This window comes from Paenibacillus sp. FSL M7-0896, assembly GCF_037975415.1.
Classification (GTDB): domain Bacteria; phylum Bacillota; class Bacilli; order Paenibacillales; family Paenibacillaceae; genus Paenibacillus_AQ; species Paenibacillus_AQ silagei.
In genome coordinates, this window is the sequence record NZ_CP150250.1 from 5,301,537 (window position 1) to 5,328,339 (window position 26,803).

Annotated in this window: 23 protein-coding genes and 2 tRNA genes; 4 read left to right on the top strand and 21 right to left on the bottom strand. The window is 54.1% G+C overall.

Annotation, left to right across the window (positions count from 1 at the left end):
- Window positions 1-75: 75 nt before the first annotated feature.
- Window positions 76-240: a hypothetical protein gene (locus MKY12_RS22810; protein ID WP_155991360.1), complete on the top strand. Its 165-nt coding sequence runs from the start codon at window positions 76-78 to the stop codon at window positions 238-240.
- A 10-nt stretch (window positions 241-250) separates the two neighbouring features.
- On the opposite strand, the gene MKY12_RS22815 is transcribed toward MKY12_RS22810, so the two are convergent.
- The gene (locus MKY12_RS22815; protein ID WP_036724204.1) at window positions 251-1,054 is read right to left on the bottom strand and encodes an undecaprenyl-diphosphate phosphatase; all 804 of its coding nucleotides are present in this window, start codon (window positions 1,052-1,054) and stop codon (window positions 251-253) included.
- A gap of 192 nt (window positions 1,055-1,246) precedes the next feature.
- Window positions 1,247-1,996, bottom strand: a complete 750-nt coding sequence (locus tag MKY12_RS22820) for a collagen-like protein (RefSeq protein WP_339311001.1) — start codon at window positions 1,994-1,996, stop codon at window positions 1,247-1,249.
- A 647-nt stretch (window positions 1,997-2,643) separates the two neighbouring features.
- On the opposite strand from MKY12_RS22820, the gene MKY12_RS22825 reads away from it, so the two are divergent.
- A complete protein-coding gene (locus MKY12_RS22825; protein ID WP_036724228.1) occupies window positions 2,644-2,844 on the top strand; it encodes a DUF6199 family natural product biosynthesis protein in 201 nt (66 codons plus the stop codon).
- A 532-nt stretch (window positions 2,845-3,376) separates the two neighbouring features.
- Here the strand turns inward: MKY12_RS22825 and MKY12_RS22830 are convergent.
- The 11 genes from MKY12_RS22830 to MKY12_RS22880 all read right to left on the bottom strand — a co-directional run bounded on the left by MKY12_RS22830 (window position 3,377) and on the right by MKY12_RS22880 (window position 14,129).
- Window positions 3,377-3,450: transfer RNA gene (locus MKY12_RS22830), tRNA-Ile, on the bottom strand.
- Between the two features lie 49 nt (window positions 3,451-3,499).
- A tRNA-Met gene (locus MKY12_RS22835) sits at window positions 3,500-3,573 on the bottom strand.
- 85 nt (window positions 3,574-3,658) lie between these two features.
- On the bottom strand, window positions 3,659-3,823 hold the full coding sequence (locus tag MKY12_RS22840) for a hypothetical protein (protein ID WP_019909365.1): 165 nt from the start codon (window positions 3,821-3,823) through the stop codon (window positions 3,659-3,661).
- A 507-nt stretch (window positions 3,824-4,330) separates the two neighbouring features.
- Window positions 4,331-4,972, bottom strand: a complete 642-nt coding sequence (gene pyrE / locus MKY12_RS22845; RefSeq protein ID WP_339311002.1) for an orotate phosphoribosyltransferase — start codon at window positions 4,970-4,972, stop codon at window positions 4,331-4,333.
- Window positions 4,969-5,685, bottom strand: coding sequence for an orotidine-5'-phosphate decarboxylase (gene pyrF / locus MKY12_RS22850; RefSeq protein ID WP_339314955.1), 717 nt, complete (start codon window positions 5,683-5,685; stop codon window positions 4,969-4,971). Before pyrF ends, pyrE begins: the two co-directional genes overlap by 4 nt.
- Before the next feature lie 189 nt (window positions 5,686-5,874).
- The gene (gene carB, locus MKY12_RS22855) at window positions 5,875-9,096 is read right to left on the bottom strand and encodes a carbamoyl-phosphate synthase large subunit (RefSeq protein WP_036724235.1); all 3,222 of its coding nucleotides are present in this window, start codon (window positions 9,094-9,096) and stop codon (window positions 5,875-5,877) included.
- Window position 9,097: 1 nt separating this feature from the next.
- Window positions 9,098-10,279, bottom strand: a complete 1,182-nt coding sequence (gene carA, locus MKY12_RS22860) for a glutamine-hydrolyzing carbamoyl-phosphate synthase small subunit (protein ID WP_051477942.1) — start codon at window positions 10,277-10,279, stop codon at window positions 9,098-9,100.
- Between the two features lie 84 nt (window positions 10,280-10,363).
- On the bottom strand, window positions 10,364-11,647 hold the full coding sequence (locus MKY12_RS22865; RefSeq protein WP_339314957.1) for a dihydroorotase: 1,284 nt from the start codon (window positions 11,645-11,647) through the stop codon (window positions 10,364-10,366).
- 106 nt (window positions 11,648-11,753) lie between these two features.
- Window positions 11,754-12,662: an aspartate carbamoyltransferase catalytic subunit gene (locus tag MKY12_RS22870; RefSeq protein WP_339311004.1), complete on the bottom strand. Its 909-nt coding sequence runs from the start codon at window positions 12,660-12,662 to the stop codon at window positions 11,754-11,756.
- A gap of 2 nt (window positions 12,663-12,664) precedes the next feature.
- Window positions 12,665-13,246, bottom strand: a complete 582-nt coding sequence (pyrR, locus tag MKY12_RS22875) for a bifunctional pyr operon transcriptional regulator/uracil phosphoribosyltransferase PyrR (protein WP_339311005.1) — start codon at window positions 13,244-13,246, stop codon at window positions 12,665-12,667.
- A 646-nt stretch (window positions 13,247-13,892) separates the two neighbouring features.
- Window positions 13,893-14,129: a hypothetical protein gene (locus MKY12_RS22880; RefSeq protein ID WP_339311007.1), complete on the bottom strand. Its 237-nt coding sequence runs from the start codon at window positions 14,127-14,129 to the stop codon at window positions 13,893-13,895.
- A gap of 170 nt (window positions 14,130-14,299) precedes the next feature.
- Here MKY12_RS22880 and MKY12_RS22885 point away from each other — a divergent pair, with 170 nt between their 5' ends.
- Window positions 14,300-14,860, top strand: coding sequence for a GNAT family N-acetyltransferase (locus MKY12_RS22885; protein WP_339311009.1), 561 nt, complete (start codon window positions 14,300-14,302; stop codon window positions 14,858-14,860).
- Window positions 14,861-15,172: 312 nt separating this feature from the next.
- Here the strand turns inward: MKY12_RS22885 and MKY12_RS22890 are convergent, their stop codons facing one another.
- The 3 genes from MKY12_RS22890 to lspA form a co-directional block, all read right to left on the bottom strand.
- Complete coding sequence (locus MKY12_RS22890) at window positions 15,173-16,426, bottom strand: LL-diaminopimelate aminotransferase (protein WP_339311011.1); 1,254 nt, start codon at window positions 16,424-16,426, stop codon at window positions 15,173-15,175.
- A 101-nt stretch (window positions 16,427-16,527) separates the two neighbouring features.
- Window positions 16,528-17,502 (bottom strand): RluA family pseudouridine synthase, encoded by a 975-nt coding sequence (locus MKY12_RS22895; RefSeq protein WP_339311013.1) that lies wholly within the window; start codon window positions 17,500-17,502, stop codon window positions 16,528-16,530.
- Window positions 17,495-17,998: a signal peptidase II gene (lspA, locus tag MKY12_RS22900; protein ID WP_076075971.1), complete on the bottom strand. Its 504-nt coding sequence runs from the start codon at window positions 17,996-17,998 to the stop codon at window positions 17,495-17,497. Before lspA ends, MKY12_RS22895 begins: the two co-directional genes overlap by 8 nt.
- Before the next feature lie 256 nt (window positions 17,999-18,254).
- Here lspA and MKY12_RS22905 point away from each other — a divergent pair, with 256 nt between their 5' ends.
- Entirely contained in the window at window positions 18,255-18,983 is a 729-nt protein-coding gene (locus MKY12_RS22905; RefSeq protein WP_339311014.1) for a TraR/DksA C4-type zinc finger protein, read from the top strand.
- 310 nt (window positions 18,984-19,293) lie between these two features.
- On the opposite strand, the gene MKY12_RS22910 is transcribed toward MKY12_RS22905, so the two are convergent.
- From MKY12_RS22910 to pseG, 5 genes are all read right to left on the bottom strand, one after another.
- Window positions 19,294-19,629, bottom strand: a complete 336-nt coding sequence (locus MKY12_RS22910; protein WP_339314958.1) for a DUF5665 domain-containing protein — start codon at window positions 19,627-19,629, stop codon at window positions 19,294-19,296.
- Window positions 19,630-20,032: 403 nt separating this feature from the next.
- Entirely contained in the window at window positions 20,033-23,125 is a 3,093-nt protein-coding gene (ileS, locus tag MKY12_RS22915) for an isoleucine--tRNA ligase (protein WP_339311016.1), read from the bottom strand.
- A gap of 994 nt (window positions 23,126-24,119) precedes the next feature.
- Window positions 24,120-25,172, bottom strand: a complete 1,053-nt coding sequence (gene pseI, locus MKY12_RS22920; protein ID WP_339311018.1) for a pseudaminic acid synthase — start codon at window positions 25,170-25,172, stop codon at window positions 24,120-24,122.
- The gene (gene pseH / locus MKY12_RS22925; RefSeq protein ID WP_339311020.1) at window positions 25,150-25,722 is read right to left on the bottom strand and encodes a UDP-4-amino-4,6-dideoxy-N-acetyl-beta-L-altrosamine N-acetyltransferase; all 573 of its coding nucleotides are present in this window, start codon (window positions 25,720-25,722) and stop codon (window positions 25,150-25,152) included. Before pseH ends, pseI begins: the two co-directional genes overlap by 23 nt.
- A complete protein-coding gene (gene pseG / locus MKY12_RS22930; protein ID WP_339311021.1) occupies window positions 25,694-26,788 on the bottom strand; it encodes a UDP-2,4-diacetamido-2,4,6-trideoxy-beta-L-altropyranose hydrolase in 1,095 nt (364 codons plus the stop codon). Before pseG ends, pseH begins: the two co-directional genes overlap by 29 nt.
- Window positions 26,789-26,803: the final 15 nt, after the last annotated feature.

Below are 26,803 nucleotides of genomic sequence, written 5' to 3' on the forward strand. Positions count from 1 at the left end.
CGCTATAGACCCGGAGGGCGGAGATTCCCCTCTATAACAGGGTTAGATTCTACTGTAAAGGGGATCAAGATCAACGTGGAAGCCTTGAAAGTCATTCAATTATTGCTGACTCATCCTGAATATAGCGTGGATGCCGTTCATCCTGAAATTCCGGATTTTGTGGGTATCGAGACGATTGAAGTGGACCACGTTACCCAGACCTTCTCCATCCTGCTGCAGGAGCCTAAGGAATACGGCTGAGAGCAGGATTTTACAGTATAACAATTACATAGAACAGCCCCGCTAACACGAACCGGTACAGCGCGAACCACTCCAGGCGGAGCCGCTTGATCAGCTTGATGAACGTGACTACAGCAATCATGGCTACGAGGAAGGACGTCACGAATCCGATCAGCATCAGGGTCAGCGTATCTGTACTGAGTAGATCCCTGCTGTCATACAGGTCCAGGAGGCTTGCTCCGAACATCACCGGCACGGAGATCAGGAAGGTGAAGTCCGCAGCGGCTTTCTGGCTGGTTCCCAGCAGCAGACCGCCTGAGATCGTCGAACCGGATCTGGAGAACCCGGGCCACAGCGCCAGACACTGGAACAGCCCGATGCCGAAGGCTTGCTTGTAGTTTATCCCGTCTACCGTCTCTGACGTTACGGATCTCCTGCTGCGTGCAGCGAAGATCATCAAGAGACCACCGGCAATCAGACCAATGAGGACCGGCTTGGGGCCGAATAACTGGCTCTTGATCGTGTCTTTGAAGAGCAGATACACCACTAGTGCCGGAACCATAGCCAGGAGCATGTGGATGGCGTTCAGTCCCTTGCTCTTGGAGAAATCCAGCTTCAGCATATTGATCCCGATGTTCACATACTTCTTCCAATACAGCAGCAACACGGCCATTACCGCACCTAGCTGGATCACGATTTTGAAGGTAACCGCAGCCTCCCCCTCGAACTTCAGCAGATCCCCTGCCAGGATAAGGTGCCCGGTAGACGAGACCGGCAAAAATTCAGTCAACCCCTCAATAATCCCTAATATAATTGCTTTGATAGCTTCAGTCACTGGTGAATAGCCCCTTTCGGAAGTGAATCAATATATTTCCAGTATAAGAGGCTAAGATGGAATTCCCCATCGAATGAGCTAACAATATGGGAGTTGGTGTGACATAAATGTCATGTGGTTTATTGTGATCACAAAAAAGCCACCAAGCTACTGGTGGCAAAATTTCATTATGCTCTATTCGTAAAATAGCCGCTATGCTAATTGTGTAATAACAAGATGTGCTGAAACGGGTCTTGTTCCTCCCGCAAGAGGAGTAATCGTAAGTGCAGCGGCATTTCCGGCAGGATTGCGAACGGTTAGAATACTGTTAATGACCGTTGTTTGCACGATCGCCATTTCTACGATTTGTGAGGTACCTGTTGCCCGCCCAACTACGGTATAAGCGAGATCTGCACCATTTAAAGTCAAGATTAGTTGTCCGGCTTCGGTCACGCTAACCTGAAACAGCACTTGATACGTCCCAATGGCCGCTAAATTAAAAGAACTCGGCCCGATCCGGGTAATCGTTGTCCCGCTGGTAGGGCCATCTTGAGGAAAGCTTACATCTGTGCCCGGCGCTACCGTTGCCGCATTATCAGGAGGCATCAGAGCAAAGAAATCAGCAAATCCTAATACCCCTCCCGCCGTTCCTGTTGCCCCTGTTGCCCCTGTTGCCCCGGTTGCTCCTGTTGCCCCGGTCGCTCCTGCAGCTCCTGCGGCTCCTGCGGCTCCGGCTGGCCCAGTGGCTCCTGTGGCTCCCGCCGGCCCTGCAGCTCCTGCCGCTCCGGCCGGCCCAGTAGCTCCGGCAATGCCTTGCGGCCCAATCGCTCCCGCCGGACCAGGTTCACCCTGCGGGCCCTGGGGACCTATGAGGCCCTGCGCTCCCGGAACTCCCTGCGCCCCTTGCGGGCCAACGGGCCCCGCTGCTCCCTGGGGGCCTATCGCTCCGGATGGCCCGGGCACACCTTGGGGGCCTTGGGGCCCTGGAGGGCCACCGGCAGGTCCCTGAGGACCTGCTGTTCCCTGGGGGCCTCTTGCCCCCGGGATTCCCGGTATGCCTGGGGAGCCCTGTGCTCCTTGGGGCCCTGTGGGACCAATGACGGTAGGAGTAGTGACATTGACTTCAGGCGGTGGACAGGTTACTTTAACCACCTTTTTAATCACTTTTTTAACAACTTTCCGATGTTCTTTTCTTTTTCTTTTTGAAGGAACAAGGGTGACGATTTTTTTAGGATGACATTTTTTATCGTCTGGACAACTCAATACGGACACCTCCCTAATAAGATAGTGTAGTGTACGCATCCCATCCGATTTAGAAATGGACGAACAACTAGTTTTTACTAGTCAGCCACCTAATTCCAAAAAAACGGGCGTTAGCCATAGTAGTTACGCCCTTGAATACATCACAAAGTCCCACACCAAATTTTATTATTTTTCGTATTTTAGGATTGGACAACTGATACTTCCCTGTCAGATCCGAATTTCTAATTCGGGTCTGTTTTTTGGTTATTCTCCTTCAAACTCATGCTACATCAATTAAGCTGACGTTATAAAAGATGTGCAACTTCAGATGCACAATTCACGTAAAACTGATAAAGGAGTTGGTAAAAATGGTTGTCTTTGCTATTCTATTTGTACTGATTGCAATCCTGAATATCTTCTTCCCGGCCATGGGCTGGTATATGCGTTATGGTTGGATGGTAAAGGGCGATTCCGAACCAAGTGAGGCTTATCTCATGATGAGCAGAATAAGCAGCGTTATTGTACTTATAATCTTTTTCTTGTTCTTCTTACCTTCGATGTTTGGTTAGGGGTGTAAGTTAACAATAAAACAGGAGCTTCTGGCGCTTCCCTGCCAACCACTCCTGTTTTTATTTTCATTTAAAGCTTTTCGCCCTGTTAAGGAATAGCAATATTTTCAACGGTTCCGTGGATAACTATAAAATAATGTATGGGAAAGGTAAAATAATGAAAAATACTACTAAATCGTTTGTTTACATATGTTGGTTCGGGGCGCTTGCTATAAATATTCGGTTGTTAATAAGATCATTTTCAAACAATGAGCCTGTATTCTCTAATATAGTAGGTGTTGCTTTATTGGTAATTGCTATTATTAGCTTACATTTCAGTGAGAAAGCTAAAGAACAAAAGAATGGAAGTAACAAGTTATAAAATTAAACCCTAAGAAATCAGAACATATTTATTAAGTATTTGAAAAAGCTATAAAATAAAACTCGCCGGGCTTAATGCCAGACGGATTTATTATTTGTACAGGCTCAACATGGAATACAGCAGCCGGTGCATATTAAAAACCCCCTTGCTAGGCAAGGGGGTTAAGTGAAGTGGGCCCTACAGGACTCGAACCTGTGACCAATCGGTTATGAGCCGACCGCTCTAACCAACTGAGCTAAGGGCCCGGACTAGGATATCCGTATTATACAAGTGCTGTCCGGTGTAATAAGGTAATTGCGGGGGCAGGATTTGAACCTGCGGCCTTCGGGTTATGAGCCCGACGAGCTACCGGGCTGCTCCACCCCGCGTCAGTTAATAATTATTTAAACAGCGACAATAGATAATATACAATATAGCCATGGATAAAGTCAAGGATGATTTTGGTTTTTCTGGCTAAGGCAGAAAACGAACTCCATAACGGCCCTTGCGCGAACGGTATATTTCGACAAAACGCGGATCATGATACCCATAGATCCAGCCGTCCTGCTCCAGTCTTTTGGCAAGGCAGCCCGCTTGAAATCTGGTCCTGAACAACTTGGCAAAATAGATCCAATTCATGATACCCTCTTCTCCTTCATCGCAATAATATATGTCCCGGTGCTATTTATCATGCCCAGTTTTGCAAGAAAATTAGAGGATTGCTCAGCGGAGCGGATGGCAATTTCTGCCCGTATGCAGCTAATTGTAATGAGCCGTTGAGGGGAAATAGTTGGATTTTATACATTTGCTTGGGCGGAAATCGCCTCTTCAAAGGAAATAAGTGGATTAAGGACATTTAGTTCTGGCAGTATCTGCGTTATTGTCCATTTCAGGTTTCAACAAGTGTATTTTTTCCAACTAAAGCCTCTATAAGTGTGCTGGGCCAGTGAATAGATGCTGTTTTTCCACTTCTTTTCCCTAAGAGCCCAAAAACTAATTAAAGCATTAAAAAAGAAGCCCCATCCCCCGGCAAAGGGGACAAAGCTTCTTCTATGCATTCTATACGCTCTACGTTTACGCTTTATGTTTACGCTCTACGTACTCTTTACGTACCCTCTACTTATTTCCTGCGTCTTCTCCTAGCCCCTACACGCCGAAGGCGGCAGGGTCCTTGCGCCAGGATTGCAGCAGCGCTACATCGCTCTCAGCAATCTTGCCTTGAGCCAGTGCTACGTCAATGAGCGTGCTGTAGTTAGACAAGCTCTGGAGCGGAAGCTCCGCAGCGGCGAAGGCTTCTACGGCGCGGTCCAGCTCGTAGCTGAAGATGGCCAGCACGGCCAGCGGGAGGCCGCCTGCTTCTTGTACGGCTTGCGCGGCCTTGATGGAGCTGCCGCCGGTGGAGATCAGGTCCTCGATCACGACCACCTTCTGGCCGGGTGTGATCAGTCCTTCGACCTGGTTCTGCTTGCCGTGGCCTTTGGCCTTGTCCCGGATGTAAGCCATCGGCAGACCGAGTTTATCGGCCACCCAGGCCGCGTGCGGGATACCGGCGGTTGCTGTCCCGGCAATCACCTCAGCGTCCGGGTAGCTGGTTCTGATCAGCTCTGCGAAGGCCTCCGCAATGTAGTTGCGGACAGCCGGGAAGGCCATGGTCAGACGGTTGTCGCAGTAGATCGGCGATTTGATGCCGGAGGTCCAGGTGAACGGCTCCTGCGGGCGCAGGGCTACCGCTCCGATCTCCAGCAAATGACTTGCGACCTGTTCACTTCGATTCTCTAATATGCTCATGCTTGGCTCATCTCCTCGATAATAGTCAGTGCTGCCGTACGCGGATTTGCCGCTGCTGTAATTGGCCGGCCTACTACCAGGTAGTGGCTGCCTTGGCGGATAGCCTGTCCGGGTGTCATAACCCGGGACTGGTCGTCCAGCGAGGCACCGGCAGGCCGGATACCCGGGGTCACGGTGCGGAACTCTGGTCCGCACGCTTCAGCAATCACCACGGATTCCTGCGGGGATGCTACGACTCCATGCAGGCCTGCTTCCGCGGCAAGCTTGGCGTAACGCACCACTGCATCGGTCACTGTTCCAGCTATGCCGATTTCGCGGTTCATCACTTCCTGGCTGGTGCTGGTAAGCTGGGTTACTGCAATGATCAGCGGCATGTGCAACGAGGGCTTCAGGCTGACCGCCTGAGCCGCTCCTTCCACGGCAGCAGCCATCATGGCAGCTCCTCCGGCGGCATGTACGTTGAACATATCAACGCCAAGCAGAGTCAAGCTCTCTGCCCCGCCCTTTACGGTGTTGGGGATATCGTGCATTTTAACATCGAGGAATACCGAATATCCGCGCTCCTTCAGTTCCCGGATGAAATCAGGTCCGGCTGCATAGAACAGCTGCATTCCCACCTTTATATAACAGGGAATGCCTTCGAGCTGTTCGATCAGCGCCCGCGCCTGGTCTGCATTCGGATAATCCAAGGCGACCATCAGGCGTCCGGCCATTTCATTACGCTTCTCTACCTGTCCGATGTTCTCATGTTCATGCTGCTGTGCTGCTGAAGTCTGCTCCACAAAGTCAACCCTCTCTCATTGTTATCTGGCAACATTTCCAGGTCCCGGGCATAGGTGAACGGTCTGCGCTAACGCAAACCGTTCCTGTAGCAGCCTCTTACAGCTGCCTCACCCTCTATCTTATTGTCCGACAAAAGCAGGCATCGACTGGGACGAGAAGTTAATCGTCTGCAGCATTCTCAGCAGCGCCGTTACCGTATCGAGCGAGGTCATACATACGACGCCATTCTCTACCGCTTCACGGCGGATGCGGAATCCGTCACGCTCAGGCGTTTTGCCCTTGGTCAGTGTATTGAAGACGAAGTTCGCTTGACCGCCGCGGATCAGATCCAGGATGGTCGGCTCGCCTTCATCCAGCTTGTTAACGTTCATCACGTTCAGCCCGGCCTGCTCCAGCGCAGCTGCCGTACCGCCGGTGGCGATGATTTTGTAGCCCATGGCATGGAAGCCCTTCATCAGCTCAACTGCTTCAGCCTTGTCTTTGTCGGCTACAGTTACAATGATTGCCCCGGTAGCCGGGATCTTCATGCCTGCGCCGATTAGCCCCTTGTAGAGCGCCTTGGCATACAGCTTATCGCGGCCCATGACCTCACCGGTGGATTTCATCTCCGGTCCGAGCGTAGGCTCGACTCTGCGCAGCTTGGCAAAAGAGAACACCGGCACTTTGACCGACACATAATCGCTCTCCGGCCACAGGCCTTCAGTGTACCCGTCTTCCTTCAGCTTGCCGCCGAGAATGATCTTGGTCGCCAGGTTCGCCATCGGAATACCGGTCACCTTGCTCAGGAACGGAACCGTACGCGAGGAGCGCGGATTCACTTCAATGACATAGACCTCGTTCTGATAAATGACGAACTGGATGTTCACCAGCCCGATGGTCTTGAGCTCTTTGGCAATCTTGATGGTGATCTCGGCAATCTTCTGCTTCAGACCTTCATCCAGATATTGCGGCGGGTAGACAGCGATGGAGTCGCCGGAGTGAACCCCTGCGCGTTCCACATGCTCCATGATGCCCGGAATGACAACCGTCTCTCCGTCGCAGATAGCGTCCACTTCCACTTCCTTGCCAAGCATGTAACGGTCGATCAGCACCGGATGCTCCGGATTCACTTTTACCGCTTCAACCATGTAGCTCAGCAGCTCTGTGTCGTTGTAGACAATCTCCATGGCGCGTCCGCCCAGGACATACGATGGTCGAACCAGCACCGGATAGCCCAGCGCCTGCGCCGTTTCGACAGCCTCATCAATATTGATTACGGTCTTGCCTTTAGGTTGTGCGATATCCAGACGGGCCAGCAGCGCTTCAAACTTCTTGCGGTTCTCAGCTTCGTCGATGCTCTCAAGGCTGGTACCCAGAATGTTCACGCCCGCAGCAGCAAGCGGTGCAGCCAGGTTAATCGCGGTCTGTCCACCGAACTGTACGATGACTCCGATCGGATTCTCCTGGGCAATCACGTTCATGACATCCTCGAAGAACAGCGGCTCAAAGTACAGACGGTCCGAGGTATTGAAATCCGTCGATACGGTCTCTGGATTGTTATTGATAATTACAGCTTCGTAGCCAGCCTTCTGTATGGCCCATACCGCATGTACCGTAGAGTAGTCGAACTCAATTCCTTGGCCGATACGGATCGGACCGGAGCCGAGTACAATGACCTTCTGCTTATCGGAATGAATGACCTCATTCTCGGTCTCATAGGTGGAGTAATAGTATGGCGTTGAAGCCTCAAATTCTGCAGCGCAGGTATCGACCATTTTGAAGACCGGAACCAGCCCTTGCTGCAGACGCAGTACACGCACTTCCGCCTCCTTGGTGAATGCCCCGCCTGGACGGCCTTCGGCACGGATCTCGGCAATCGCGCGGTCTGTGAAGCCCTTACGTTTGGCCTGATACAGTATGTCAGCAGACAGTGTCTCTTCGGCACGGATCTCGTCCTCGAAGCTCACGAGCCCTTCGATCTTGGAGAGGAACCACCAGTCCACATTCGTAATATCCTGAATCTCCTGCAGCTCATAGCCGCGGCGGAAGGCTTCCGCGATCAGGAACAGGCGCTCATCATCCGGCTTGGCAAGTCTATAGCGCAGCACACTCTCTTCAAGCAGCTCCGCTCCCGGCAAGCGGAAACGGTGGACACCGATCTCCAGCGAGCGGATGGCCTTGTGAATCGACTCTTCAAAGGTACGGCCGATCGCCATCACTTCACCGGTCGCCTTCATCTGTGTACCCAGCTTGCGGTTCGCCGAGATGAACTTGTCGAACGGCCAGCGCGGGATTTTGCTGACGATATAGTCCAGTGTAGGCTCGAAGCAGGCGTAGGTCTGTCCGGTCACCGGATTGACGATTTCATCCAGCGTGTAGCCGAGGGCGATCTTCGCGGCCATCTTGGCAATCGGATAGCCGGTCGCCTTCGACGCCAGCGCCGAGGAGCGGCTGACACGCGGATTCACTTCGATCACATAATACTGGTAGCTCTGCGGGTCCAGGGCGAACTGGACGTTACAGCCGCCTTCAATATTCAGCGCGCGGATAATCTTCAAGGAAGCGCTGCGAAGCATCTGATATTCACGGTCAGACAGCGTCTGGCTCGGGGCCACTACGATACTGTCACCCGTATGTACGCCCACCGGATCAAAGTTCTCCATGTTGCAGACCACGATACAGTTGTCGTTCGCATCACGCATAACCTCATATTCGACTTCCTTCATGCCGGCGATGCTCTTCTCGACCAGACACTGGCCGATCGGGCTGTAACGGATACCGGCCTTGACGGTCTCACGCAGCTCTTCTTCGTTGTCGCAGATTCCGCCCCCTGTTCCGCCCAGCGTGTAGGCAGGACGAACGATCAGCGGATAGCCGATTCCTGCGGCGAAGCCCAGAGCTTCTTCCACACTGGTAATAATCGCACTTTCCGGCACCGGCTGATCCAGCTCGCGCATCAACTCGCGGAACAAATCGCGGTCCTCCGCTTTCTCGATGGATTCAAGCTGTGTACCCAGCAGCTTCACTTTCTCTTGCTCTAGGACTCCGGCACGGGCCAGCTCTACAGCCATGTTCAGGCCGGTCTGTCCGCCGAGTGTCGGCAGCAGTCCGTCCGGGCGTTCCTGACGGATAATGCCAGTAACGAATTCCAGCGTAATCGGCTCGATGTATACTTTGTCAGCCATATTGGTATCGGTCATAATCGTCGCCGGGTTGCTGTTGATCAGCACGACCTCGACGCCCTCTTCTTTAAGAGCCTGGCAGGCCTGAGTGCCTGCATAGTCGAATTCGGCAGCTTGACCAATAACGATCGGGCCGGAGCCGATAACCAGAATTTTTTTGAGTTTGTTGTTCTTAGGCATGTTATAGAGCTCCTTTCACGGCTTCAAGCTGGGGTGCGGATGATTTCGGTGCCGTGATTCTGGCATTCGCTGCAAGCTGCGCCTGACGCGATCCGGCCGGCCGCTGTGCCTTGTGGTCTGCGATCAGCTGCAGGAAGCGGTCGAACAGATAACTGCTGTCAAGCGGTCCCGGCGCCGCTTCCGGATGGTACTGCACCGAAAAAGCGGGGTAGCGGGTATGCTTCAGTCCTTCAACGGTCTTGTCATTGTTATTGATATGGGTAACTTCCAGGTCTGTACTGGCAATGGATTCCTCATTCACAGTGTATCCATGGTTCTGTGAGGTGATGAAGCAGCGTCCGCTCTCCAGCTCTTTCACCGGATGGTTCCCGCCGCGATGGCCGAACTTGAGCTTCTCGGTATCGGCGCCGCAGGCCAGGGCGAACAGCTGGTGTCCCAGGCAGATCCCGAAGATCGGGTATTCGCCGAGCAGCTCGGAGATCGTCTGTACCGCATAAGGCACATCCTTCGGGTCTCCAGGGCCATTCGAGAGCTGAATGCCGTCAGGGTTCAGGCGGCGGATCTCGTCTGCGGTGACATCATGAGGGACAACAACCACATCACAGCCGCGGTTGTTCAGCTCGCGCAGAATACCGGTCTTCGCGCCGTAATCGACCAGCACGATGCGTTCTTTGGTGCCCGGGCTGCTGTAGGCTGCTGTAGTTGAGGTACGTGCAACCTGATTGCGCAGCTCTTCAATGGTCGTGTCACCCATCATCTCCATCAATTCTTCCACACGTTTGTTCGAAGTGGTGAGGATTGCCTTCATGGTGCCATAGTGGCGGATAATGCGGGTAAGCATACGGGTATCAATCTCGCTGATGCCGGGAATGTCATATTCCTTCAGCAGATCGTCTACACTGTATTCAGCACGCCAGTTGCTGGGTACGGATTCGTGACGCCGCACCACAAAGCCGTGTACAAAAGGGCGAACGGACTCGAAGTCATCACGGGTAATACCGTAATTTCCGATCAGCGGATACGTCATGGTGACGATCTGCCCACAGTATGAAGGGTCCGATAGTACCTCCTGATAGCCTGTAATTCCTGTGTTAAAAACAACCTCGCCCGTCTTCTCGCCTTCCGCGCCAAATGCGGTGCCTGTAAACAGTGTTCCGTCCTGAAGCAGCAATCTCGCCTGCATGCCTTCCACTCCTTCTTGTTTCTGTAGTCTGATTCTTATGTCACAGCCATGCAGCCGGGCTGCATGGGCTACTGCTTACTTCTGTTAAGCCTCACTCCATACGGCTCTGCCGTCTACCCAAGTCTTCACCGGCCAGCCCTTAAGCTTCCATCCGGTAAAAGGTGTATTGCGACCCTTGCTCGCAAACGTGGCCGGGTCTACTTCCTTCTCTTCATTCAAGTCAATCAGGGTCAGATCGGCAGGCGCCCCAACGTTAAGGCTGCCTGTATTCAGTCTGAACACCCGGGCCGGATCAGCGGTCATCCGCTGCACCAGCAGGGACAGATCCCATTTGCCTGTGGCCACAAAAGCGGTATACAGCAGCGGGAAGGCCGTCTCAAAGCCGACGATGCCAAACGGTGCAAGCTGCATGCCTTTGGCTTTCTCTTCCTCGCTGTGCGGGGCATGGTCGGTCACGATGATATCCAGCGTGCCGTCCAGCAGCCCTTCAATGCAGGCCTCGACGTCACGGCGCGAGCGCAGCGGCGGGTTCATTTTCCAATTGGCGTCCATGCCCGGAATATCCTCCTCCGAGAGCAGCAGATGATGCGGGCACACCTCGGCGGTCACCTTAATGCCAATTTGCTTCGCCTGGCGGATCAGCCGGACCGATTGCTCGGTGCTAACATGGCACACATGATAGTGAACACCCGTTGCTTCAGACAGCAGAATGTCACGGCCTACATGAATGGCTTCCGACTCGTTCGGAATTCCCTTCAGGCCATGCTTGTCGGCAAAAGTGCCTTCGGCTACCGGCGCTCCTTCCACCAGCGAGTTATCCTCACAGTGGGCAATCACCGGCATATCCAGTCCCTTCGCCAGCTTCATCGCATCCTTCATCATCTGAGCGCTCTGCACGCCTACGCCGTCATCGGTGAAGCCGATCGCTCCCGCTTCCTTCAGTGTCGCAAAATCCGTCAGCTCGCGTCCCAGCTCATTCTTGGTAATGGCCGCGTAAGGCAGCACCTTCACAAGCCCCGCTTCACGTGCCTTGTCCTTCACGAGCTGTACGATCTCTGCACTGTCAGTTACCGGGCGTGTGTTCGGCATGCAGGCAATCGTTGTGAATCCGCCTTTGGCTGCCGAACGTGCACCGGTCTCAATCGTTTCCTTATGCTCGAACCCCGGTTCACGTAAGTGCACATGCATATCGATCAGTCCCGGAATCAGCAGCTTACCATCCGCTTCAACGGTCTCGCCGGCTTCCTCTACCGCCTCGGCGGCATCCTGAATCTTCGAGATAACTCCGTCCTGCACAACAATATGCTTGCGCTCCAGCACGCCTTCTTCGTTCAGTACACTGGCATTTTTGATGATCACGGTTAGGATTCTCCTTTGTGCCTTCCGGCCGCAGCCGTAAGCTCTGTAGTTATTATATAATAAAAATTCATCTTTGTGTATATTTATTAATGCTCTTATGTGAGGTTTTTTTCTGCTATTGCAGCGCCCGCTCCATGACAGCCATCCGTACCGGGACTCCGTTCGCCATCTGCGGGAAAATCCGGGACTGGCTGCTCTCCACCACCGCATCGTCGATCTCCACATTGCGGTTGACCGGCGCCGGGTGCATGATGATCGTTGCCGGGTCTAGCCTCGATGCCCGTTCCTCGGTCAGCCCGAAGTGCTCCCGGTACTGCTCGGCTGATAAAATAATGCCCGAAGCATGCCGCTCCAGCTGCACCCTCAGCATCATGACCACATCCGCTTTCAACGCTTCTTCCATAGACACATATGGAGCGTAGGCCGCAAGCTCAGAAGCCTGCATATTTGCCGGTGCGCAGAACTGCACGCTTGCCCCCATTTTGGTGAGTGCCCAGAGATTGGACCGCGCTACCCGGCTGTGCATAATATCCCCGATTATTGAGACCTTCAGGCCCTTCAATCCGCCAAAATGCTTGCGCATCGTGTACAGGTCCAGCAGCGCCTGCGTCGGATGCTCGTTGTTGCCGTCCCCGGCATTGATGAGCGGAACGCCTACCTTCTCGGCAAGCTGCTGCAGTACCCCGGCTGGCTTCAGCCGGACCACTCCGGCATCGATGCCCATTGACTCCAGTGTGCGCACTGTATCATAGATGGACTCGCCCTTCTCGACACTGGAGGCCGCAGCCGTGAAGTTCAGTACTTGTACACCCAGGCGTTTCTCGGCCATCTCGAAGGAAAAGCGGGTTCTGGTACTATTCTCGAAGAACATATTGGCAACAAAATGGGCTCTCAGCACCGGCGTGAGCTTCTCGCTCTGATTATCCCAGTAGGCTGTTCTGTCTAACAGCTGGGTAATCTCCGACTCCGCCAGCTCCTTCATCCCCAGCAGACTGCGTTCCTTCACCTTAGTTGCCGTCATCATTGTTATCGTTCCTCCCGGTTTGAAATAATGTACACCTCGTCCTTGCCGTCGTATTCGCTCAGGGACACTTCAATCTGCTCATGCCTGGAGGTAGGTACGTTCTTGCCGATATAGTCGGGGCGGATCGGCAGTTCCCGGTGACCGCGGTCAGCCAGTACAGCCAGCTGGATCATCCGGGGCCGTCCGCAATCCATCAGCGCATCCATGGCCGCGCGGATCGTTCTTCCGGTGTACAATACATCGTCGAACAGGATCACTTTCTTGTCCCGGGTGCCGCTGGTGCCCGGAGGCAGGATCAGGTTGCTGTTCACAACCGTCTTGTCCATCGTTTCCCGGTTGTCTCCGTCGCCTTCGCGGTCATCGCGGTAATGGGTAATGTCCAGCTCCCCGTATGGGATGTCCACGCCCTCAATTTCCTTAATGCGCTCCGCGATCCGCTGAGCCAGGTAGATCCCCCGGGTCCGGATGCCGACCAGCAGGCAATTCTCGATACCCTTGTTTTTCTCCAAAATCTCATGTGCAATGCGTGACAGTGCCCGGCGAATCGCCGTTTCGTCCATAATGACATTTTTTTCAGTAACCATCCTCTTTGCCATCCCCCTGCTTGATCGCCTGTTCAAGTTCCCCGGATAAACTAAAAAACTCCTTGCCTAAAGCAGGCAAGGAGTGAAATCCGCAGATTCAAAAAGATGGCGTGTCCGCGCGCATAAAAAGACGCTCCGTACTCATACGGATTCCTTCTTTCATGACGCGAACCTCGATTCACGTTACCTTGCCAGCCTCACGGGACTGAATTAAAGGCGCTATTCAACTATAGGGAATTATGACAGATGGATGGGGGGATGTCAAATTATATTCGCGGAGTGTGGGGGGAAGACGGTAACAGATTGGGAAAAGAAATTTGAGTGAGGACCACAGACATTTAGGTGAAGGGCGCGGCTGCGGTGATTTTGGACTTTCGGCCGCTGTTATGTTTGGATTTCCTGATTATTACCGCAGCAGCGGTAGAAATCCAAACATAAAGGCGGACGCTCCGCTCCTGCAGTTCCAAAATCCCCTCCGCCGCTTCCACCTAAACGGTGCAAGGGACAAGGACTTGCCATCCCCCTTGGGGGAGGGGCAGGCAGTGGGGGCACTATGGTGCTGCGCTGATAGTGCGGATTACACAACTGCGGAATGCAGGAATTGCACTAATGGCACAAGCCACCGCATCAGCGGGAATATGCCGGCTCATTTAAAAAAAGTGACCGCCACAATCAAACTTAGTAACAACACGGGGATACCGTAGACAATCATGTATCCTATATATTTCACGGCTCCGGGAAGGCTGGATAGATCAACTCGCCGAAAAGGCCCCCCGCCTTCGATCACCTGCTGAGGCAGCAATTGTTCATCAATATAGCCGGTACTGCCTTCAGCAATATCAGCTTTCTTACGGGTTTCAGCTTGTGCGGGTGTTGTATTCATCTTCTCTCTCCTAATGGAAATATAATGTCATACAAAATCCAATAGCCCAAGAGTCTGATTATTAGTTCTGCTATTATACCATTTTTTTACACGGGCGATCTACCCTGATTTCGTTCCAGCCCCTGCTCTGTTATGATAAAACTGGAATCAAGCTGGAGGCGAATAAGATCATGAACATGGAGTTTGTTACTATAAAAGAATGGGATGAAGCGTGGTGGGGACGGATAGAGCAGATCTACCATGAGGCTTTTCCGAGCGGGGCTAAGACTAAGGGGATACTGCGCAGTATGCTGAACCGGGGGATTGGTTACTTACATGCGGGGGTGCATCAGGGGGTGGTTGTCGCGATGTCTGTTACGGGTATTGTGGGACAAGCTGCGGACAAGATCCTGATTATCGATTACCTGGCGGTGGATAAGGCATTGCGCGGAGAGGGAACGGGGACCTGGATGCTGGAGCAGATCAAAGCTTGGGCTGTGCAGGAACATGGCATCCGGGGAATCATCATCGAAGCAGAATCGGGGGCTACGGCGTCGCATAAGGAACGTATTCATTTCTGGGAGCGGAACGGGTTCGTCCTGACCTCTTATGTGCATCAATATCGAATGGTACCGGAGCCTTATCAGGCCATGATGCTGCCGCTGGGTGAACCGGGGAATGTGCCGGATGACGGCGAAGCGCTGTTTCGGTACATTAATGCTTTCCATCGGGTTGCTTACCGGAAAGGGTAGGCTGCACTGATGCTTTACTGATGCTCTAATGTTGCACATTATGCAGGAATTCTCCCGCTCCTGTGATGCTGCTGGGCCAATTGTTGCAGTTTTTGCAGGATTCATGCCAAAGATTCATCATCACCGAATGGAATGTTGTAAAAAGTGCAGGATTTGCGTGTCCGGGCTTGGTCTGAGCTGTGCGAGGTTGCAATTTGTGCAACAAATTGGGGCGGGTGGCCAGGCAGGCGGGGCGATCACCATAGTAAATAGACGGCGACAAATAAAAACCGCCGCAGATTGCTCTGCAGCGGCTCCCATTCCAACCAAAACTTAAAATTCAAATTCAACGTCGCTCAGACGTCTTTGGATTTCGGAGATGACACGCTTCTCCTCTTCCTCACCCTTGGCCACGAAGGTCACGGAGAAACGCACGAACGCGCCGGCATCATCCCAAGGCACGGTGGAGATGAGCTTCTCGCGGATCAGGAACTGCGAGAAATCCTCGCCGGATTCGAAGCGGCGTCCGCCCTTGACGCCCTTAGGTGCGGCTACATAAAGGAAGAAGGAGCCCTTCGGCTTCTCGGCCTTGAAGCCCAGGCTGTTCAGCGCATCCACCAGCATGTTGTGGCGGCGGGAGTATTTGGCAGCAATCGCTTCGGTAATCTCAGGATGAGAGAGACCGAACGCGGCAGCTTTTTGAATCGCGATGAACTGGCCGGAATCATTGTTGTCCTTCACATCACTGAACGCCTTCACGATCAGCGGGTTGCCGGCCACGAAGCCGATTCTCCAGCCGGTCATGTTGTAGGACTTGGACAGGGAGTGCAGCTCCACGCCGACATCCTTGGCACCAGGCACGGACAGGAAGCTCAGCGGCTTCACGCCGTCATACGTTAGTGCAGCATAAGGAGCGTCATGGATGACGACTACATCATATTTTTTGGCCCAGGCCACTACTTCGCTGAAGAATTCAGGTGTGGCACTTGCACCGGTAGGGTTGTTAGGATAGTTGAGGTAGAGCAGCTTCGCCTTACGGGCTACCTCTTCAGGAATGGAGTTCAGGTCAGGCAGGAAGTTGTTCTCCTTCTTCAGCTCCACAGAGTAGACTTGTCCTCCCAAATACTTGGTATGGGTGCCCAGCACCGGATAACCCGGAATGGTCATGATCGTGATGTCGCCCGGATTAATGAATACGGATGGCAGCATAGCCAGTGCAGGCTTCGAGCCGATGGAATGCACGATTTCTGTTACAGGGTCAATTCCGTCCACCTGAAAAACTTCCTTAAGATAGACAGCCGCAGCTGCCTTGAATTCAGGAATACCGTTATCGGAGTAGCCGCGGTTCTCTTCCTTGGCCGCTTCCAGCGCAAGTCTGGACACGATGCCTTCATCTGCCATTTCGTCCGGCTCACCGACGCCCATGTCGATCAGTTCAATGTTCGGAAAATCCTGCTTCGCCGAGGCTTTGGCGCGTTTGATTTTCTCAAATTTGTAGATGGAGGTGTCCTTGCCGTATCCTTCGCCGCCGATGCGGTCTGCAAAATTCGTCTGAATGAATGTCGCCTGATATTGTTCAATGCTCATAATCTTCTATTCATCTCCTGGGCCTATATTGTGAAGCTATGCTCTTAATATGACGCAAATCCGGCCTGTGTACCATGGATTTATAATCTATTGATTTGTACTTATCTGCTGCGCAGCGTAAATAGAAGCTCTTCCATATCCGCCGGAATCGGTGCGCTGAACTCCTTGTACTCGCCTGTAGAAGGATGTACAAAACCGAGTACCGCTGCATGAAGGGCTTGTCCGTTCATAGTAGTTCCCTTGCTGCGCCCGTAGACCGGATCACCCACCAGCGGATGGCCGATGAATTTCATGTGAACACGGATCTGGTGCGTGCGTCCTGTCTCAAGCTGAAGCTCCAGCAGTGTGCAGTCACCGAACCGCTCCAACACGGTAAAATGCGTCACGGAGCGCTTGCTGTTCTTCTCGGTTACGGTATACAGCTTGCGGTCATGCGGATCACGGCCGATTGGAGCATCTACGGTTCCCTTGTCATGAGACAGATTGCCGTGCACCACTGCGATATAGCGGCGGGTCACGCTGTGCTCCTTAAGCTGGGCGGACAGCGAAGCATGACTGGCGTCATTCTTGGCCGCCATAATCAGACCAGAGGTATCCTTGTCGATCCGGTGGACAATGCCTGGACGAATCTCGCCGTTAATACCCGACAGATCCTTGCAGTGATACATCAGCGCATTGACCAGAGTGCCGGAGGGATGCCCTACTGCCGGATGCACGACCATGCCGCGCGCCTTGTTCACCACAATCACATCACTGTCTTCATAAGCCACTTCAATTGGGATATCCTGTGCGATCAGGTCTGTAACCTCGGGTTCCGGCACCGTAACGTTTACCTTATCGCCTTCATTCAGCTTGTAGTTCGCTTTGACCGGCGAGCCGTTCACCACAACATGGCCGCTGCCGATCCATAGCTGAACCTGGGAGCGCGAGATCTCGTCTTCCAAGGCCTCTGTAACGTATTTATCAATCCGCTCCCGCGCATTGCCCTCGGCAACGATCCATTCGGTGACGTCTCTTTCTTCCTCGAGGGCGCCTGAATCCGCCAGCTCTGTGACGTCTTTGTTCAAATCATTCATTCCCTTCTTTGACTTCCTGTGATTCCTTCACCTCGGTGACTTCCTGTTCGCCCTTCACTTCCAGCAGCGTGTCCAGAATAATCAGACCCACCCCGACCACGATACAGGAATCGGCCACGTTGAAGATCGGGAACGTATAGCTTCCGAAATTGAACATGAGGAAATCCACAACCTCACCGTTAAGAATCCGGTCCAGGAAGTTGCCGATCGCTCCGCCAAGGACAAGTGCCAGCGCGGTAGGCAGCAGCTTGCGGGTCTTGCGGGCCTTGTTCAGGTACCAGACGATTCCGCATACAACGATTACTGTAATCACAATGAAGAACCACTGCTGCCCCTCCAGAATTCCGAAGGCGGCTCCACGATTGCGGTGCGACGTAATAATGAAGAAATCCTTGATTACCGGAATTTGCTCTGCGAGCTCCAGCCGGGTGGCAATCAGATATTTGGTACCCTGGTCAATCAGAAATACAATTAGCGCAATCAGAAAGTACACCACAGAAGTTGTCACTCCGTTCTTATTTTTCCCGCGGCTTCGCGGTACGAATACTGTATAAAGACTTGTATATTGTAGCACAGGCCTCAAGAACCCGTCTATTGCATGACCAGGTAAGTCGGTTAAGGCAGGGCACTATTTGCCATCGCTAAAAAAGGGCCCCGGAGGCCAAGCTATCCGTACAAGCGGAACCGGCTTTGCCATCCTTTTAAAGGACGGTACCGTTTCAGCGATTAGCTACCGAAAGGAGCTCACAGCAATGAGCCATCTGACACCACAGCAGCTCTCCGGGCTGCGTACTGCTCTCCTGCAGCAGCAGGAGGATATTAAGCACAGGTTGAGCAACAGCGAACAATATGGACTGCAGGAGGCTATGCGGGACAACACCGGCGAGCTGTCCGAAATCGATAACCATCCCGGCGATGCTGCCACAGAGCTGTATAACCGTTCCATGGATATCTCCCTGCTGGAGCGCGATGAGCATGAGCTGGACGATATTGAATCCGCCCTGCGGGCGATGGACGAAGGAACCTACGGCATCTGCATCGCCAGCGGCGAACCGATTCCCTACGAGCGCCTGGCCGCCCTTCCCTCCACCCGCTACACGAAAGAGCATGCTCCCCGCCAGAGTGCTCCATTCACCCGTCCGGCCGAGGAAGAGCTGCTGTCTCCGCCGTTTGGCCGCACCAGTCTGGATGAGCGGGACGGCCAGAACGGCTTCGATGGCGAGGATGCCTGGCAGATCGTGGAGAGCTGGGGCAACTCGGATTCGCCAGCCATGGCAGAAGGGAACAACATCGGCTCCTACAATGATATGGAGATCGAAGCGGACGAAACCGAGGGCTTCGTGGAGCCCTGGGAGAATTTCGTCGCCACCGACATTTCGGGCAATCATCTGATGATTATCAAGGGCAACAGCTACCGTCATTACATGGACGACGAGGAAGGCGACTACCTGCTGGACCCGACTCGAAAAGAACGGAAGTAGCAAAGCTGGGAACGATCCGAAGAGAGAGCTGGAGAGGCTTAATTGCACTTTGTACAACTAAAACATCTGATTCATACGCGATATCCCGTTTAGTTGCATTCCGTACATTTAAAAAGCCTTGTACTCTAAGTTCGGGCCTCTTTAAGCAAATTTAGTTGTACAGATTACAGTTATCCGTTTAAAACAGGCTATTTTGCTGCATTTAGGTGTACATTCTACAACTATCCCTGTGCTTGTCTTGGAACCCTGTTCCAATTCCTACCAATCGCAAGGCCCCACCATTGTGGGGTTATTTCAGGTTCAGCGCCGCTCAGAACGTCTTCAGCTCCAGCTGATGCTGGACAATCCGTACAATGTCCGCGATATAGTCGCCGATGATCGGCAGATTCAGCGCACCCAGCACCTGAAGCACATAAATAATCGTCGCTGCAAAAAAAGTGAACCCGAGCGCAATCCCCAGCCCCCTGGCCGTTCCGGAGAGAATGTTCAGCCAGATCAGCCGGAACGGGGAATGCAGCAGCTCGGTATATTCCGAGATTCGTGACTTCTCCATCTGTTGAGCCAGACTCGTGGTCATCCGGTACAGGGCGTTCAGCTTCTCTTCCGGGGGAAGATCGGCCGGATCGACGGCTGCTGTGACAGTCACTGTAGGCTTAGGATCGGAAGAAGCGGCTGGCTGACTTTTCTCAGGATATTCTGCGCCCGGATCTGTCTTGCCCGATGGTTGGCCTGCTCCAGAATGCATGGGCTGCTGCTCATGCTGTGCTTCCTCCCTGTTATTCCCTCTGTCCGTGGTTCTGATCGAAATTCTTCCCGGCCCGTTCGGCTGCTTCGGCTGCTCCGCAGGAATCTTCCCGTTGTTCCATCCGCCCATGCCCCTGCACCTCCTGTTGTCTGTAAGCCGCAAAACAAACGAGCCCGGTCAAAGAGAATTCTCTCTTCAAGCACAGGGCTCGTCATTTGCATCTAACCCGTGGAATCTTTTCCTTTGCGGCTAGTATATGCCATACATGGACAAGTAATGCAGGAAATGCGCGGCCGCTCCGGAGTTAAGCGCCGATATGAATACCGATACTCTTGCCGCCGGCATCCACGGTCTCATAGGTATACTCTCCGTCAAAATCAACCGTAGTCACCAGTACATTCTCACGCAGCACATGCTCGAATGCAGTCACCGCCGCCTTCAGCTCGTCATCGACATGCAGGGTCAGCGCAACCCGCTTGTCGATCGGCAGATCCAGACGTTTGCGGTAATCCTGCACCGCACGTACGACTTCGCGTACCCAGCCTTCCTGTACCAGCTCCGGCGTGATTTCCGTGTTCAAGGCCACTGTCAGTCCATAGCCGGAAGCGGAGGCAAAGCCTGGTTTGGCCTGCTTCTCAACCAGCAGCTCCTCAGACGTAATCTGCAGCTCTTCTCCGTCCGGTGACACAATGGCGATAACGCCTTCTTGCACTGCTTTGCGGGTAGCGTCACTGTCCATCGCTTTGAGGAAGCCTTGCAGGAAGCCGACGCTCTTGCCGTATTTCTTGCCCGCCACCTTCAGGTTCAGCTTCAGGGTGAAGTCTACGAAGCCGCTGTCGCTGTGCTCGATGACAATATGCTTGACGTTGATCTCTTCTTTGATCAGCTCTTCATAATCCGCCACGTTGAAGTCGTCCGGAGTGGAGGCAATCAGCTCGGACAACGGCTGGCGGGTCTTGATGCCGCTCTCGTTGCGGACGTTACGGGCCAGCTCGACGATGCCGCGGGCGTACTCCATATCTTTTTCCAGAGCAAGGTCGATCAGGTTCTCATCCGCTGCCGGATAGTCTGCCAGATGCACGCTCTCCCCGCCGCCCAGGTTCGTGAAGATATCCTCGGACAGCATCGGGGTGAATGGAGCCATCAGCTTGGCCGTTGTCAGCAGGACATGCGTTAAGGTGCGGTAAGCATCCAGCTTCTCTTCGCCCAGCCCGCTGCCCCAGAACCGGTCACGGGAACGGCGGATGTACCAGTTGCTCAGCTCATCCACGAAGTTCTCAATGGCCTTGGAGGTGTTCACGAAATCATTCACAGCCAGCCCCTTATCCACCAGCACGATCAGGCTGTTCAGGCGGGATAGAATCCAGCGGTCGAGCTTATGCTCAGACACCTTGAACGGGTGATCCGCAGGATCATAGCCGTCGATTCCGGCGTACAGCGTTAGGAAGGCATGCGTGTTCACCAGAGTGTCCACTACCTTGGACTTCGTCTCCCCGACCAGACCGCGCGAGAACCGCTTGTTGTTCCACGGCGCACTGTCAGACAGAATGGCCCAGCGGAAGGCATCCGTGCCGTATTCGTTCATGATCTCCCAAGGGTCGATGACATTGCCTTTGGATTTGGACATCTTCTGGCCGTTCTCATCGAAAATATGGCCGTGGGCAATTACCGCTTTGTAGGGCGCTTTGCCTGTGAATAGTGTCGATACTGCCAGCAGGCTGTAGAACCAGCCGCGGGTCTGGTCGATCCCTTCGCAGATCATATCCGCCGGATACTGGTCCTCGAACCGGTCTTGATTCTCAAACGGGTAATGACTCTGGGCGAACGGCATCGAGCCGCTGTCGAACCAGACGTCGATCACTTCCGGGGTGCGGACCATGACGCCGCCTTCGCTGAACGGGCTGCGCAGCTGGATATTATCCACATACGGCTTATGCAGCTCGATATCCTCAGCGACCTCGCCGATGGCCATCGCTCTCAGCTCGGCGATGCTGTGCGGTGCGAATTCCTTGCCGGTATCCTGGCAGACCCATACGTTAAGCGGTGTACCCCAGTAGCGGTTACGGCTGATATTCCAGTCCACCAGCTCCTCCAGGAACTTGCCGAAGCGGCCTTCGCGCACATGGTCCGGGTACCAGTCCACACTGTTATTGTTGGCAATCAGCTGATCCTTGATTGCTGTCGTCTGGATGAACCAGCTGTCTGTTGCGTAATAGAGCAGCGGGGTGTCGCAGCGCCAGCAGAACGGATAGCTGTGCTCGTATTTCTCTTTGTGGTAGAGCAGTCCGCGTTCAGACAGCACCTTCACGATATCAAGGTCACAGTCCTTCACGAACCGTCCGGCAAAATCACTCACTACATCCGTGTATTTCCCGGAAGCATCCACTACATTCACGAAGCTGATCCCATTCTCGCGGCAGCTCTTATAGTCGTCTTCCCCGTGAGCCGGAGCCATATGTACGATCCCGGTACCGCTGGAGTCCGTTACAAAAGAGGCTCCGACAATCACATTATGCTTCTCTGCCTTGATATAACCGAACGGCGGTGTGTAGCTCTGGCCGATAAAGTCAGCGCCTGTGTGTGTAGACAGGATGGTGTACTCGCCCTTCAATACTTCGTCCACCAGATTCTTAGCCAGTACATGCACGCCGTCTTCCTGCTGCGCACGCACATATTCCATAGCCGGATTCATCGCCAGCGCCATGTGCGCCGGAAGCGTCCAAGGCGTAGTCGTCCAGGCCAGCACATAGTCGCCGCTGCCGTCCAGCTTGAACTTGGCGGTGGCACTCAGATCCTTAACGGTCTTATACCCCTGGGCTACTTCATGGGAGCTGAGGGTCGTCTGGCAGCTCGGGCAGTACGGGCTAACGCGGTGACCCCGGTACATCAGGCCTTTCTCATGAACCGTAGCCAGGATGTTCCACACGCTCTCGATATACGTATTGTCCAGCGTTACATACGGATGATCCAGATCTGTCCAGTAGCCGATCGCTTCTGTGAATTCACGCCACTGCTTCTCATAGCCGAAGACACTTTCCTTACATTCCTTGATGAACTTCTCCACACCGTATTCTTCGATATCCTGCTTGCCGGAGATGCCGAGCTTCTTCTGCACCCCGAGCTCTACCGGCAGGCCGTGCGTATCCCAGCCCGCTTTGCGGATGACGCGGAAGCCCTTCATGGTCTGGTAGCGGCCGATAAAATCCTTGATGACCCGGCCCAGCACGTGCCCGATATGCGGCACCCCGTTCGCGGTCGGCGGCCCTTCATAGAACACATAGTTCGGGCGTCCCTCTCGGTTCTCCATCGAGCGGCGGAATGTGTCCTCCTCACTCCACTTTTTCAAGATCCGGACATCTCTGGCCCGGGCTTTTTCTTTGACGTCTACCTTATGCATGATGGTCAATCCCTTCGTTTAGTCTTAAACTGTATCGGATTACATCCGAGCCTTCTTCTTTTAAAAAAGATTTAAAACTTTAAAAATTTTCGATCCCTCCCAAACCCTCCCTTCGCCAAGGGAGGGCCCCAAGGGCTCTGCCCTCTGGACACCCGAAATAAGTGCATCGTGCGAGGAGCAGTGTCGTGGACGGGAAGGATTACTTCGGCGGAGTCCTCGGCCCTTCTTAGGCTGCCCTACGGGTACGCCTGCGGGGCCTTAACTGAACTAGGGCACCACCGGGCTCCCGCCCGGGGTCCTTGCCGTTGGTTCTTGGGCCACCCGGCCCGCGATCCCGGAGGGCAGCTACTTGGCCGGGGGGCTTGCCGTTGGCTCTTGGGCCCCCGGCCCGCGAACCCGGAGGGCAGCACTGGACGGGGGGCTTGCCGTTAACGCTGTTGAGGCCCCGCAGGCGTACCCGATAGGGGAGCCTAAGAAGGGCCGGTCCTTCCGCCAACAGAGTCCATTCCCTTCCGCCCACGCCACTCTTTCCACGGAGCACTTGTTGCGGGTGTCCAGAGGGCGGCCAGCCCTTGGGGTCCCCCTTGGAAGGGGGATTTAGGGGGATCTCTGACGATTTAGGGGGATGCCCAACACACAAATAAACGCCGCCCCGCCCCCAAAGGGGCGAGACAGCGCTCGCGATACCACCCTAATCTGCACTGCACGCACATCCTAAGGGTGTGGATTCAGTACAATCTCAGTCCGCAGGCAATAGACAACCTGGCGGGTCCGGGATAACGTCCGGCAGACGGCGGAGCCTACGCACGTATATACGCTTCAGCTTAGCTTCTAGGGGAGGATCTTCGGGTAAGGCGTGAACGATCGGCTCGCAGCAAGCACCGACTCTCTGGAGAACGTTACCTTATCGTACTTGTCCCGTCATCGAATTTAGATTCAATGGATACAGATATGTTCTAGTTATAGACGTTTTCTCCCCAATTGTCAAGGCGGATTACAACAGCAGGTCCCAGCTCAGCGGGGTGCCGACGGGCAGATCGGTTCTGAGGCGTTTGCCGAGAAGCAGATCATAATATTTGGGAGCGAGGCCGTAGCCGGGGCGGATGACTTTGATGTTATCCGCAGTGAGCAGGTCTCCGGCCTTGATGTCCTTGGAGGTATAGACAGATCGTCTGAATTGCAGGGATTTCTCTTCTTCAGGGGTGGGACCGATGGAGATACCCCCGAGTGCCCTCCAGGCCGTCTCCGTCTCCCGGACCAGGGAAGCGAATTCTGCCGGCTCCAGGGAGAATGCAGCATCCACGCCGCCTTCCGCACGGTTCAGGGTGAAATGCTTTTCGATCACCGTACTGCCCAGCGCCACGCTTGCCACAGCGGCCCCTACGCCCAGGGTATGGTCGGACAGGCCCACCTGAGCACGGAAGATGTCGCGCAGATACGGAATGGTATTGAGGTTGGTATTCCCGGGTGAAGCCGGATAGCTGCTGGTGCATTTGAGCAGTATATATTCCTGGCAGCCTGCCCCGGTAATGGTGTGGACAGCCTGTTCAATATCGCCAAGCGAGGCCATCCCGGTGGAAATAATCATCGGCTTTCCTTTGGAGGCCACCTTCCGCAATAAGGGAATATCATTATTTTCGAAGGAAGCAATCTTGTAGCAGTCGACACCGAGGGTCTCCAGGAATTCGAGCGAGGACTCATCGAACGGGGTGCTGAATGGAATCATCCCGAACGCCCTGCACGAAGCAAAGATAGGCTCATGCCACTCCCATGGCGTATACGCCTCAGCATACAACTCATACAGCGATTTTCCCTTCCACAGTCCATTCGAATCCCCAATCATGAAATCCTTATTCTGCAGATTAAGCGTCATGGTGTCCGGCGTATAGGTCTGGATTTTGAACGCATGTGCGCCAGCCCGGGCGGCGGCCTTAACGATGTCGAGCGCGCGGTCCAGGGACTTATTATGATTACCGGACATCTCCGCGATGACAAAAGGCGGATGCCCGCTGCCGATGGTGCGGTTACCGATCCTGATTTCCTTCATGGCCTGTCGTTGCCTCCTCTGTCAGCCGTAGACTGTGCTTCTCCCATTGCTCCCGGAACAGGGCCATCAAGACCACATCCACAGGCTGATGATTTCTGATCCGTTGCCTGCCTAGCCTGCCTTCCTCTATGAAGCCTAGCTTGCGGTGATAGGACAAGCTCCGCTGATTGAAATCCAGGATTTGCGCGCACACCTTATTTAGCTGCTCCACCTGGAAAATATGCTCCAGCGCCAAGATTCCCATCATGGTGCCGGAGCCGGGGGGACAGCTCTTGTCCCCTATATAAAAGCCCCATTCACAGGTCTTGTGGACCCTGTCAATCTGTGAGAACTGCACGAAGCCTGCCGGTGTGTCCAGATAGTAACAGATTCGGACCACCCGGCTGGTATCCTCCTCTATAGCATGCATCCAGTTAAGATGCTCTTCCAGCGCAATGATCCCGTCATGATTCATATAGGGGCGGATGTGATCGGCATTGCGCCATTCCCATATGAGCCGGCTATGCTCTTGGCCCAGCTTCTCAAGCCTGTAGTCCCTTAGGTCTGCCATAGTCCCCTCCCATAATCCTGTCTATGACCTCATTCCATTTATCCTCGCCCATCAGGCGGAGCGCTTGCTTAGACATGGCCTGTACCTTGGACGGGTCGGCCAGCATAGCCTTAAGCCCCTGCTCAATGGCTTGAGCGGTCACCTCATTACTCTTCCCCAGGCAAAGTGCAGCCCCCTGCGCATGAACCAAGGCCGTGATCTCCCGCTGATTATCCGCCGTAATAATACATAGTGAAGGCAGGCCTAGGTAACAGCGCTCCCAGGTCGTACTTCCGCCTGCTCCGATGGAGAGGTCTGCCTTCTGCATCAAGTCCGCCATGTAATCAATCTGGCAATGGAAGCTGGCCTGTGGCATCGAGTCACATAACGCTGCGATGTCATTCTTGCGGCAGTTCATTCCGCCTGCTACGACATCCAGCTGCAGGTTAGCGAAGGCGGGACTTTGCAGGGCCTGTAAGGCTTTGAGGGTCTCACCCGTAGGATCTGTGCCGCCAAAAAACACCAGAACCCGGTTTATGCCTCCGTCCCGTTCAGCCAGCCCCAGCTTAGCCGCGCGGAATTCCGGCCGCAGCAGCGTATAGCAGGTGCCTGTCAACTTCGTGCAGTAGGCGGGAAGCAGCCCCTGGTAGCGGTCCAGGGCAGCAGATGGATTGGGGTCCAGCAGCAGATCACACTCATGCGGGCGGTCCGCCAAATCGTCGATGGCCACGATCTTCTTCGCTTTTCCCTGTACCCATGCTTCCCACCGCTTATCAATCCCGTAATGGTCAACAATGAGGCAATCTATAGGAGCAGCCCCCTCCAGCCGCTGAACTGTCTGCAAGGCATCGGTCCGCCAATCCACCTGAAGCCAGAATGCGGCGTACGACGGATCATCCGGCGGCGGCAGCAGCTCCACCGCATAGCCCTGGCCCCTGATATAGTCAGCCAGATTCCCCGGCAGCTCACGGCAAATGAACGTGATCCGCCCGCCTCTGGCAGCGAGCCCGCCTGCAAGTGTCAGGCAGCGCATGATATGGCCCGTGCCCATGGAATACGAGGAATCGGCCCGGATCCATATATTCATTGGATTAGCTGCTGT